Here is a 12,875-nt window from a genome sequence, read left to right as displayed (position 1 = left end):
CTATCTTAAAAAAAATCATTTATTTACATTGTTCTCCAAAATGCTACAAAACAAAATAATTTTAGCATAAATTGGGTAGATAATCCATTACCATTTGATTTCAAATGTAAATAGTTATCATGACATAATATAACAAAGAACCGCAAATTGTTTCTATTAGAAACATGTAATTTGGTTAAACTGACAATTATATTACTACCTTTTCATTATTTACCATGATTGGATTAATACTTGATTATTATGGTAAAATGTATAATAGATTGTAAGACTTACATAAATTGCAGCAAGTTAATTAGAGGAGATTCATTATGAAAAAAGTAGTTGTTACTGGTGGAGCTGGCTTTATCGGTTCTAACTTAGTACAAGCATATAAATCCAATGGATTTGAAGTTATAGTTGTCGATAATTTAACAACTGGCAAATTAGAAAATATACCAAATGACATAAAATTCTATGAAATGGATATTCGTAATCCTCAGTTTATCGAAATCATCCTGAAAGAACAACCGGATATCATCAATCATCACGCAGCACAAATTGACGTACAGTTCTCTATTCAAAATCCTATTGAAGATGCAAGTATCAATATTCTTGGTACAATAAACGTCCTAGAGTCATTAAGACAATTAAATGAAATGAAAAACTGCAATTTAATTTATGCTTCTTCTGCAGCTGCTTATGGGAATCCATCTTATCTAGGAGTGGACGAAAACCATTCAACCAATCCAATTTCATTTTATGGCTCATCTAAACTATCACCAGAAATGTATATTAAAATATTCCATGACTTATATGGGATTCCATATTCCATTTTCAGATATGCGAATGTTTACGGTATTGGTCAGGATCCTAAAGGTGAAGGTGGCGTCATCAGTATATTAGTGGATCGGATTGTAAACAATTCTCTTTTTACCTTGTTTGGTGATGGAGAACAAACAAGAGACTTCATATTCGTCCAGGATATCGTAAATGCTAATCTGATGGCTAGTGATCATCCAATTAACGATACATGCAATATTAGTACAAACATACCGACAACTTTACATGATTTAATAAAAGTTGCTGAGGATGTCATTGAACGTAAAATTGAAATCGAATATGAAGAAGAAAGACCTGGTGACATTAAATATAGTTATTTAACTTGTCAAAAAGCTGAGGCACTTCTATCATGGAAACCAAAATACACCTTGCATGAAGGATTAAAAGCAACGATCAACTATTATAATAGTAGGAAAAAATAAAAAACAGGACATTGTCTACTCAATGTCCTGTTTTTTTACAGCTACATATGTGTTACTTACTGAAATTTTTTAAAATCGCTTCTACTATGCGGCGAGATGCTTCACCGTCTCCGTATGGATTTGATGCTTTTGACATTTTTGCATGCGCTTCACTATCTGAAAGAAGTTCGTCAGCTAATGAGAAAATTACTTCTTCATCTGTTCCTGCAAGTTTTAATGTACCTGCTTCAATTCCTTCTGGACGTTCTGTTGTATCACGTAATACTAAAACAGGTACGCCTAATGAAGGTGCTTCTTCTTGAACACCACCTGAATCAGTTAGAATCAAATGAGATCTAGAAGCAAAATTGTGGAAATCAATTACATCTAATGGCTCGATTAAGTGAATGCGTTGATCTTCACCTAAGATTTCATTTGCAATCTCACGAACAACCGGATTCATGTGAACCGGATAAACCACTTGAATGTCATTATGTTTTTCAACAAGACGTTTAATTGCCTTAAACATATTGCGCATTGGCTCTCCAAGGTTTTCTCGACGATGAGCTGTCATTAGGACTAAGCGATCGTTTCCTACCGTGTCAAGCACTGGGTGAGAGTATTCGTCTTTTACTGTTGTTTTTAATGCATCAATTGCCGTATTACCAGTAATATATATTGTTTCTTCTTTTTTATTTTCTGCAATTAAGTTTTGTGCAGATTTAGTTGTAGGAGCAAAGTGTAAATCTGCCATAACGCCCGTTAATTGACGGTTCATTTCTTCTGGGTACGGAGAGTATTTGTCCCAAGTACGTAAGCCAGCTTCAACATGACCAATCGCGATTTGATTATAAAACGCAGCAAGACTTGCAATAAAAGTTGTAGTCGTGTCACCATGTACTAAAACGATATCTGGTTTCACTTCTTGCATGATTTTATTTAATCCTTCTAATCCACGAGTTGTTACGTCAATTAATGTTTGACGGTCCTTCATAATGTTTAAATCATAATCAGGTGTTATTTCAAAAATTTCTAGTACTTGATCAAGCATTTGACGATGTTGAGCAGTTACTGTCACGATTGATTCGATTTGTTCAGGATACTTTGCTAACTCAAGAACAAGTGGAGCCATTTTAATTGCTTCTGGTCTTGTCCCAAAAATTGTCATTACTTTTACTGTCATGTTCATTCTCCTTTTATGCAAAGAGTAAGTATTATGTAGTATATACTTACCTATCATAACTTACTTTGCTAAAAAATTACATTTTAAAAAAATTTTGTCTATTTCTATTCCTGATTATTACCTACAGATAGGTCCAAATGATTTCGAAGTTCAGCTATTACATAGTTTCGTTCTTCATCTGGCACTTGCAAATAATAAATACCATCTATTTTAGTTCCCTTACCAGTAATTTGAATTTTATCAATATTACCTGCAGCTTCACGATAATCTTTTTGAATTGAAACCATTTCATTAAACGTTAAATTTGTAACGACATTTTCCTCTATTGCTTTTAAGATATCTTGATAATTTCCTAAAGATGATACACTTGCACCTTTTTTAATAACCGCTTCAATTACTAGACGTTGTCTTAATTGACGTCCAAAATCACCACGAGGGTCCATTTTTCTCATACGTGCATAGCTCAATGCTTCTTTCCCATTTAAATGAATTGGACCTTTTTTAAAGTGAGTATTTTCGTATGTGAAATCTAAATCATTTACAACATCCACACCATTTACTGCATCTACAATATCTTTAAATCCTTCCATATTAACTTCTAAATAGTAATCAATCGGTACATTTAAGAAATTTTCGACTGAATCTACTGTCATTTGTACGCCACCAAATGCATAAGCGTGGTTTAATTTATCTTGTTTTCCTTTACCAATGATTTCAGTTCTAGTATCACGTGGAATACTTACCATTTTAGTCGTTTTCTTTTCTGGATTAACTGTCAATAAAATCATAGAATCAGAACGGCCTTTATCACCTTTACGATGGTCAACACCCATTAATAGTATTGAAAATGGTTGTTTCTTTTGAACGCTAACTTCCACTTTACGTTTATCTGTTTTCTCTATATCCTTGTGTATTTTCTTTGATGTATTGTTAACATTATTGTAAATTGAGTAAGCATATATACCTACTCCTGCAGTGATAACAACTACAATCACTAAAAGACTTAAAAGAACCTTTTTAAAAGTAGACATTTTTTTTCTCGAGTGTTTTTCTTTTCTAGACAAGGTGATTCTCCTTAAATTAAAAAAATTTTAATATTTTGAACTATTGTCATTAACAATATTTTACTTTATCTGTCATAATCTGCATACTTTTATCTACAAAATTAAAAGTTATCAGAAGATATAAAACAACTCAATAAAATACGGTCATACACATTAGTACGACCGTATTTTCATTAAATCATCACTTTGTATTGAAAGTATTTTACATTTTCCAAATAAGCTGGATCCCTTAAAAAAATAACAATCTGGTATTCACCCTTTTGAGTTGGATGATAATTCAAAATTCTACTTGTTCCATACCATTGCTTATATACGACTTCATTATGAAGCTTTACATAATAAGCAATAGATAAATCTTCAAAATTTATATTCATATCATCATTGTTTAACTGATGAACAAACAAATCATTTTCATAAAGAACAACACTATTCTTTTGAACCGACTCAAATACATTAACAAAATCTTTAGAATCGATTTCTTTAACAATTTGATCTAATTTTTGTAAAAATAGTTCATAATATTTATCTTCAAAATGGTATGGACTAAGCCCCCATCTATGATCTACCGAACAATACAATTCTTCATTCGTCATATCTATTACATTAATTTCTTTAAAGTTTTCTTCAATAAATTGATAGTAATAGTTTAGATACTTATTTTGCAGTTCAATATGTTGTAACTGATTGGAAAATTCACTAATCGTTCTATCTTCATTTTTATACTTTGTTTTCCATAACCCTTTGTGGATAATAATTTTATGCGCTGGAATATGTTCTAATAAAGTTGCAAAAAAAATCTTAGCACTTTTTTGCCACGTTGATAACAAATCTTCATTTCGTACAATTTCTGTAAAATCGTATTCATCCATAAGCCCTGACGCAACTAATTCATTTGATTTTGTGATGAGACTTTCATTTAATTTTAATAAATTAAACCGTTCATCAATGAAATCAATCAGTATAAAATCAATATTACTTTCACTTATTTTATGGAAGAAACTTTTTTCTATATCTTGAACGATGCAGTTTTTCTGAAAAGCAGATGTTAAATTGATTTTAGACTTATCTACTAACAATGATTTTGACATCAAACTTATTAATGAAGTTCTTGCAAAATACTGCTGAATTACATACTGATCATGACTAAAATTAAATGCGTCTCTTGTAATACAACTGCCTAAAATAACCAAATTCTTCTTCAATGAGTTCGCCTACTTTTCATTTTTCAAGGAAAATATCCATCATTTGATTACACATATTCGTTAAAGAATAATTTTCTTTTACAAATGTTTTTAAATTGCTATTAATTGAGAAGTCATTTTCAGAAATAAAATTTATTGAATCTTCAATCGTCTCGAATATATATTCTTTCGGAAATACAACGTTTACGCCTTCTCTTTTCAGTACTACCGGAAATGCACCAGAAGCCATTCCTTCTATTGGCGCCATATGAAAACTTTCATAATCACTTACAGAAAGTACATAACCTATATCTTTTAACCAAGTTGAAACATCTCCCCATCCTTCAAAATGTACGTTCTTTTTGAAGGGAGAGTTTTCTATTTTTAGAAATACTTCATCATAAAACTCTCGTTCAGTTTGATTATTCCAAACCCATCCAAACTCTTTCGGGTGCTTCCCTTTAATATATAAATGATATTTATTATTTCTTCTATATAATTCTTCAAAGATCTCGATTGCTCTGTCTAATCGCTTTAATTTAGGAACAATCCCGATGATTCCTATATTGTATTTAGCTTTTGATGATTTAACTTTCTCAAACTTTTCAGTTAGTACTCCGTTATATATAACCGTCATTTTTTCTCTCGGAATACTAGCAACACGATGAAACTCTTCGTAAACATATGGAGAAATAGCAATTATTTTATCTATTTTATGATAATCAAATTGACTTGGATAAATTGTATTCATTTCAAATCTATGCATTCTTACAATTAACTTTTGATGTGGTTTTTTGTGTTTTTGATACCACACGACATTGCCTAAACCCCACTCACAAAATAAAATATCTGCCCATTCAACTATTTCCAAGCTTGCTTGCTCGTCTTTAATCTCATGACCTTCCCATTTATCAATTTTCACTGAAATATTTGGTGAGTGTTTAAAAAATTCTATAGCATCATTTAAAAATTTTAAATCATGCCCAATAAATGCTATTTTCATCCAAAATTTCTCCTATATATTTATCTCGTCCAATGTTTTTTTTGAAAAGTTACTTTGTTTCTCTGCAAAGTTAAATTGATCAATGTTAAAAAATCTAACACCGTATTTAAACCAATTTTTAAAATCACCATCATTTTCTAATGAGTTAATAAACATTTTAGGATTTATTAACTTTAATGATGCTTTGTTAATCAATGATGAATTAAATAATCCATTTGTAACAAAAGTATATGGTTGTCCCTGGGCTTTAACAATAATTGCATCATCAATATAAGTGGTCGTTAAATATAAATCTTTTAAATAATTTTCACCATAATGATGGTCGTATTGAACAGGAGCAACATGTGTCGTTTCAATTATTTGACCAATATTTGAATAATGATGGATGTAATCAATTAAAAATGATTTAACTTGTCCATTATTATTTTTATTAAAAATCTCTAAATACCCATCAAAAATATCTAAAAGTATAACTAATTTTTTATTCTCTAATGATTGTTTATTAAAGATTTTCATCAGCTTCTGATAATCCTCTTTACTTCTCACAACACCGATCATAGATACTGAATCATCGCTCTTAGTATACGCAAAACCGATATCATCTAACATCGTTTGAATACGATTTTTATACGTATGGTTTTCTAGTACATGTCGAAGTGATAATAGGCGATTTTGATTAAAAAATTGTTCATCTTCAAAATAACGACTTATAATGTTTTTTAGTTCATCATAATTTGAAGAGGCAACAACTAAATCACCAAACATATTATTTATTCCAAGTGATTCCGAGCTAATAACTGGTGTATTACTAGCCAGTAATTCAAACACCCTTCTTGCAAACATTGTAGGTGAATCAATAATACTATTTACATTTAAAGCAATTTTATATCCTTTATATGCTAAATCTATTTCATCACCTTTTAGTGTGCCAACAATATGCTTTTTAAATTCTAATGGAAATTGGTTCGGTGAGCTCGGATTATTATAGTTTCGATCATAAATATCAATACCATATTTACCTGAGATGCTAATCATATTATCCATAGCTTTTGTTCGTTCTGGGAATTTATCACCATAATATGCCCCTGCAAAAACTACCTTTTCTATTCTTTCAAATGCTTCAACTGGATTGTGATATTTTGGTTGCGCTGCAAAAGGGAATGGATAAACATTCTTTAATCCTTCTTGCTTATATAATTCAACTGAATTTTGATCTGTCGTAAATACATAATCAAAATGCAAAGCTGTGTTAATAAAAGCGCTAAAATGGAATGGGTCTTCTTTATTCCAAAAAACTGTAGGAATATTATTTTCTTTACACCAGTAAACCAAATTTAGTAATTCTGAATTATCTCTTGGACCGCCAGTACCGACTTTATTTGTCCAGCTTCCATTATTTCCTAACCAAGCAGACTCACAAAAAAAGAGATCAGGTTGATTACTTTTAAGTTCTTCATACCAGTTCTCAGGTTTAATTTTCATAATATTAAATTCTGGTTCAAAACATCTTGTCGTAAATTCATCAGCAATGAATGCGACATTTAAATCTTTAATTTTTTTCTTCTTTTTGTTTATATTCGATTTATGTTTTAGACTTGGCTTTTCTGCTAAAAACGTAATACTTTGAAGATTAAATTTACCTTTTCCACTAATTCTGATTGCTACCTTAATATGATCGATATTATTTAGGTCAATATTTTTCATATTAATCGTCTTATCAAATCTAGCTTTCGAAACATATCTAACGCCATCTTTATATACAGCAATGATGTTAATTTCTACATTACATTTACCTTCAACGATTCCTATTGTTTTAATATGTCTATTTTTAACATTATTTGATACTAAAAAATCTAGCATTCTATCAATCTGATCAGAATTCTTTAAAAACATATATTTAAATTCATCATTTTTTAAAGTAGATGTAAACTGAACTCCTGTATCAGTTTTATTAACAGTTATGTTTTTTTCATTTGAAAAATCCGTTTTATCAAATACAAATTGTTCAAAAAAGTTAAAACTAATCCCTTTGTAATCTGAATTCAAGTTATTTAATAAAATCTTAGAATTTTTCTTCAATTCACCAAGACTGTTTAAATGTTTATCAATAAGTTCGTTCAATCAATTCACCTACTTTTTAAGTTTTCTACGCATATCCCAATATTTAATGACAATACTTCCAAGTTTAGATTTCTTCAATTTATTATACTTTTCATTCATTTTTTTCAATTCTTTTGTTTGTTTTACAATACTAGCTTGATAGTTTTCATTTTTCATTTCTAAATTCGAAATAACTTGATTAATTTCTAATAAAAATTCTTCTTGCTTAATAATCGTTTCTATATTTTGCAAAATATTTAATTCAAGGTCGTTTTCTAGTATTAGTATAGTGTTCTGTAGATCTACAATTTTATTTTCTAATAATTTTATCTCTGTTTCTTGAAGTTTCATTTGATTTAACAAATCTTTTTCAACAGGTAAATCATTATTTTTCAATTGTTCTTTTAACACTTTATGACTAAAATTACTGACAACTACTTCTTTTAAATGATTTTTATTAATAGAAAGAGTGATATTATCTGTGTTATTCATGCTGCTGACTTCTCTCATTGTGTCACTCCTATTTCTTAAGTGTACAAAACAGTAAAAAATTTTATTTCGTTTCTAATAAAGCTTTAATAATAATAACATATCATTTTACCTATATCGAGATAATATTTTTAAAATCGAATATGATAATTTAACCAATTGTACTTATGAAAAATTACCTACGTATACAAATAAAAAAAAACTCACCAATAATGGTGAGTGTTTATTTGTATAAATTTACTTTCACTATTTTTTTTGTGCCATCTTTAAAACTTAAATCAAAATTTAAAATTTTATTATCTCCCGTAACGTAAAAGTTGCTAATTCCTTTGCCAGTTTCCGCATTCATAATCGTTCTAAAATTAGCTGCTTTAGCTTTTGTAGAGAACCGCACTTGTTGAATCGGAATAACTTTATTAAACACATTCGATTTAAATCCAGCCAATGGATTTTTAGAACCAAAATAAGATTGATATGTTGCTTTACTATCTAAATTAATAAGTTCAATCTGATTACTTTCAATTTTACTTGAAAGTAGAAATTGGTTTTGTGACTTCTGACTGAAATTCACATTTTCGCCTACATTAAATACCTTTGTATATGTATGTGCCTTGTTGGAATTCATTTTATCAAAAATTAAAATAGTATCTGTGGTTTTCACATATAAAATCACTCTGTTAATTGTTACTCCAGGATACAATTCATGTTTGCCAACAACGTATGAATAGTCTTCTTCAATTTTTCCGTTTTGAATAACTGCTTTATCTATGTTTTCTTTTTTTATTTCATATGATTTATGATCAACAGTTATTGAATTATGGGCATACGCACTCGTCATATACTTTCGCATTGGATCATTTAATTCATAGTTGTATAGTCCTGAATCAACGAAAAATTCTGTTTTGCCCTTCATAAATATGAATGATAGGTCATCTGCGTGCTTATGTACTGTTGAATGAAAAGCTGAAACAAAAAATAAATACGATTGAAAATGATTTGAATCATTTCTAAAAATACTTATTCCGCTCTCTTTATATAATACATCCGTATATGGATTTGTTCCAACAGCACCATTTGATGCTAAGAATTTTAATTTATATCCTCTAATATCATTTAGATTATTATTAACAACATAGCTATTTTTAGAATCGCCATAAAGTGGAATCGTTCCATTTGGTTGTAGTAGCGTTGCGAGCGAATCCTCTAACATGCCAATTTTATCTTCTACATAAATCTTGGTATAGTCAAAATCCTCCAAAAGAGGTGAAATTTGTTTCAATAAATCCAATACAACAATTTGATAACTGATACTATGTTCGTTTGTTACCCCTTCTTTTGTAACCAGTTTCTCAATATGCCTAATTAGTCTGTTCGTAGCCGTATCGTACCAAACTTTACTTTTCGATAAATCTGGGAAAAGTTTCGCGATTCCTATTAATGCTTGATCCTGAAAAATCCCGTGATTTGACTCCCAGACATAATTTTTTTGATCAGCTAAATAGCTACCATGCTGTTCTATTAAGGACAATACTTCATTATAAAATTTCTGATTATAAATAGAAGAACTTTGATATAGCTTTTCAAATTGAATTAAGTACACGGTCCTAATCGGCGTGCTATTTGTATACCATGCCCAAGGACTAGCTGCCTTTTTGGGATTTCCGTTCAGTTTTTTCCAACTACTAATAATTGATTCCGATTTCTTTAAATACTTAACATCATTTGTATATTCATAGGCACTCAATAAATAACCAACATGCTCAAGACTGTGGAAAAATAGTTGCCATGTTCGATTATGATAAGGATTTTCCTTCCATGTTAAATCCTTTTCTAATTGATACACAGGGAATTGATTACCTAAATATATTTTATTCTCCATTATTTGATTTGCATATGTAACAACTGATTTGGAGGGTTTTATTCTTTGTATATATTTTATGGAATCAGTAGTATTTTTCGATATTTCAGTAGCTTTTAATGGCAAAGAGCCTGTTAATGAGATAAATGTAAAATAACTAATTAAGAATACGACGACTAATTTTTTGAATATCCCCATTTTTTCAACCCTTTCATCATTATCTTTTATGAGAATATCTCTACAATTCCACTAACTTAGCATGAAAGAAAGAAATACCTTCCAACTTAATATCGTACTGACTACTGTACTTTACATAATTAATTTGGACTAATTCTCCGTTCACAATAACTTTATCTAGCCTTAAACGAAATGTAATGATCATAATTCATTTGTAACGATTAAAATTTTTTATTTATTTTGATAAATTTTCCTAGCACTTTTTAAATATTCTGTTATATAATAATTAGTAATTAAATACACTGTATTAATACAGAATGGAAAACAAACAAAAACATCTAAATAATAAGGAGTGCTGACAATGAGTAGAGAAGAGCGTAAAAACATGGTTCAATTTTTAGAGAGAGCGAGAGGTCTTTCTACTGATGATTTAGTATTTATGACAGATGCAGATTTAGAGCATATTTATAACTCAACTTACACATATATGTTACACCATGCGGAATAATAAATATTCATATAAAAACTAGGTAGATCCTTCAGGATCTACCTAGTTTTTATGTAGGCTAATTTCATAACCCTTTATTTAACAATAAACTTCTTAGTTAATGCAGTAAGTGATAGTGCCAAAGTATTTAACTGCTGACTATTATCAAAGGTTAATTGCATTCGTTTCATTTGCTCATCTGAGGTATTCAGCATTTCTTCAGCACTCGCTAATGTTTGTTGCGAAATAGAGCCAAAATGTAAGGTTGTTTCTTCCATTAAAGGAATTGTGTCTTTTAATTTTGACAGTTCTTTATGCATTTCTTCAATTTTAAAGTTTATATCAGTTATCGTGGATAATAAAGAATTAAATGCCAATCGAGATGTTTCAACTGTTTCTGTACTAGCTTCTGTATCATTTGCCAGGAGATTAAATTCCATTGTTGCATTTGCCATCATATTGTTCATATTTGTAACTGATTCTGAAATATCCTCAGTAGCCGTTGAACATTGACTAGCTAGATTTTGAACTTCACGTGCAACAACAGCGAAGCCTTTACCCGCATCCCCTGCTCTAGCTGCTTCAATCGAGGCATTTAATGCCAATAATTTCGTTTGATCTGCAATGGAACGAATCCAAGTTATCACTTTTGTAATTTGTGAACTATATCCAGAAACCTCATGAATCGTGTTGGCTACTTGTTTACATTTTTGTTGAATCACTTGGAAGGATTTTAATAATTCAGCTACACTTTCTTCGCCTTTGATTGCTGAATGATTCATATTCTTAGATGCATCCATTACTTGTTCCATTGTTTGCAATACACTAGAAGATTCGTCTTTCATATGAAGAAACATATTGCTATTATTAGTAGAGCTAGCAGCAGTTTCTTCTGCTCCCATTTTTACAATATTCATTGTTTCTAATGAAGCCTTTGTATATTGGAATGAGTGATTTGCAGTTTGTTGTAGCTCTTTACTAGTATGAACTAAAGAAACTGTTGTTGCGTCTATATTCGAAAGCATTTGACGCATTTGTTCAATCATACTTTTAAAGCTTTTTGTTAATGAAACGATTTCAGGAATATTTGAATGCGTATCTACCTCTATGGTCAAATCTCCTGTTCGAACGATTCTCATTACATCCCTTAATTTCTCTAATGGCTTTATAATACTTCTCACTGCAAAGTATGTCATAACGATTGTTATCAAAATACAAATCAAAATTGACAAAATAAAGATTTTCTTCATATCCTCAAACATCCACAAAAACGAACGATCATCAATTACGACTGCATAGTATCCCTTTAGCTCACTAATTTTTTCGAATGCATATGTATAAGACACTTCATGAAAATTTGTTTTGCCTACACCATGTTGACTTTTTTGAATCACTTTCTTTGCTTCATCAAGTATTTTACCGTCGCTATGTAAATTAGCTTTGTATGGCTTCACTTCTTTCGTTTCTTCTGATACAAAAAACGCTGATGCTTTTAATCCATCTTGTGATAAATTAGCCATTTGATTTTTTACAACATTATTAATAGCCTTTTCAAACCCCTTCTCGTCTCCAATGTATCTATATTGAAGACTTTGAGAGATTTCTTTCATAATAGAAGCTTCTCGCTCAATTCTACTATTCATTGTAGTAATTGTTGTTTCCTTTGCTTTTTGATATGAAATCAAAGATACAATCGACATTGATAAAGTAATTAATACAACAGTAAATAATACTAAACGAGACTGAAGTGTAAATCGTTCAACAAACTTCTTTTTACGATTAGTTCCTTCTTCCATTTTTGTTCTTGGTTCATTTTCTTTTTTTAGAATAATTCTTCTAAAAAAGCTGAGCAATTTTTCTTTTATTTTACGATTATCTTTTCTGTTTACGTCTCGTTGAATGAACTTTTTTATAGTGTTTTTTACTGCGCCATTTTTCACCAATTCACACCACTTTTCTTAATTTTATTACATAATTTCCTATATTTAAGTATAATTTGACAATGTTTACCTTATTTAAATAAAATGTAAAGTTAATGTGAATTTCAAAAAAAAATACCTTTATATATAAGGGCATTTTTTTCACTGGCTTTTCTTAAAAATAGTTAGTAAAC

Annotated in this window: 10 protein-coding genes; 2 read left to right on the top strand and 8 right to left on the bottom strand. The window is 29.8% G+C overall.

Annotation, left to right across the window (positions count from 1 at the left end):
* The first annotated feature begins 308 nt into the window (after window positions 1-308).
* Window positions 309-1,241, top strand: coding sequence for a GDP-mannose 4,6-dehydratase (locus ACX6U0_RS11790; RefSeq protein WP_464960126.1), 933 nt, complete (start codon window positions 309-311; stop codon window positions 1,239-1,241).
* A gap of 52 nt (window positions 1,242-1,293) precedes the next feature.
* Here the strand turns inward: ACX6U0_RS11790 and wecB are convergent, their stop codons facing one another.
* From wecB to ACX6U0_RS11755, 7 genes are all read right to left on the bottom strand, one after another.
* Window positions 1,294-2,409, bottom strand: coding sequence for a non-hydrolyzing UDP-N-acetylglucosamine 2-epimerase (gene wecB, locus ACX6U0_RS11785; protein WP_088002083.1), 1,116 nt, complete (start codon window positions 2,407-2,409; stop codon window positions 1,294-1,296).
* A gap of 98 nt (window positions 2,410-2,507) precedes the next feature.
* Window positions 2,508-3,434, bottom strand: a complete 927-nt coding sequence (gene tagU, locus ACX6U0_RS11780; protein ID WP_464960125.1) for a polyisoprenyl-teichoic acid--peptidoglycan teichoic acid transferase TagU — start codon at window positions 3,432-3,434, stop codon at window positions 2,508-2,510.
* A 206-nt stretch (window positions 3,435-3,640) separates the two neighbouring features.
* A complete protein-coding gene (locus ACX6U0_RS11775; protein WP_464960124.1) occupies window positions 3,641-4,669 on the bottom strand; it encodes a DUF6270 domain-containing protein in 1,029 nt (342 codons plus the stop codon).
* A gap of 16 nt (window positions 4,670-4,685) precedes the next feature.
* A complete protein-coding gene (locus tag ACX6U0_RS11770) occupies window positions 4,686-5,651 on the bottom strand; it encodes a glycosyltransferase family 4 protein (RefSeq protein ID WP_464960123.1) in 966 nt (321 codons plus the stop codon).
* Between the two features lie 12 nt (window positions 5,652-5,663).
* The gene (locus tag ACX6U0_RS11765) at window positions 5,664-7,772 is read right to left on the bottom strand and encodes a CgeB family protein (protein ID WP_464960122.1); all 2,109 of its coding nucleotides are present in this window, start codon (window positions 7,770-7,772) and stop codon (window positions 5,664-5,666) included.
* A gap of 9 nt (window positions 7,773-7,781) precedes the next feature.
* Window positions 7,782-8,261 (bottom strand): hypothetical protein, encoded by a 480-nt coding sequence (locus ACX6U0_RS11760; RefSeq protein ID WP_464960121.1) that lies wholly within the window; start codon window positions 8,259-8,261, stop codon window positions 7,782-7,784.
* A gap of 202 nt (window positions 8,262-8,463) precedes the next feature.
* The gene (locus tag ACX6U0_RS11755) at window positions 8,464-10,296 is read right to left on the bottom strand and encodes a heparinase II/III family protein (RefSeq protein WP_464960120.1); all 1,833 of its coding nucleotides are present in this window, start codon (window positions 10,294-10,296) and stop codon (window positions 8,464-8,466) included.
* Window positions 10,297-10,636: 340 nt separating this feature from the next.
* Between ACX6U0_RS11755 and ACX6U0_RS11750 the strand changes: the two genes are divergently transcribed.
* Window positions 10,637-10,783: a BH0509 family protein gene (locus ACX6U0_RS11750; protein WP_464960119.1), complete on the top strand. Its 147-nt coding sequence runs from the start codon at window positions 10,637-10,639 to the stop codon at window positions 10,781-10,783.
* A 74-nt stretch (window positions 10,784-10,857) separates the two neighbouring features.
* Here the strand turns inward: ACX6U0_RS11750 and ACX6U0_RS11745 are convergent, their stop codons facing one another.
* The gene (locus ACX6U0_RS11745; protein WP_464960118.1) at window positions 10,858-12,702 is read right to left on the bottom strand and encodes a methyl-accepting chemotaxis protein; all 1,845 of its coding nucleotides are present in this window, start codon (window positions 12,700-12,702) and stop codon (window positions 10,858-10,860) included.
* Between the last annotated feature and the right edge of the window lie 173 nt (window positions 12,703-12,875).

It is taken from the genome of Gottfriedia sp. ABJ_BB2_2, assembly GCF_055484705.1.
Note: the sequence above shows the minus strand (reverse complement) of the source record. Positions and strands in the feature narration are given on the sequence as shown.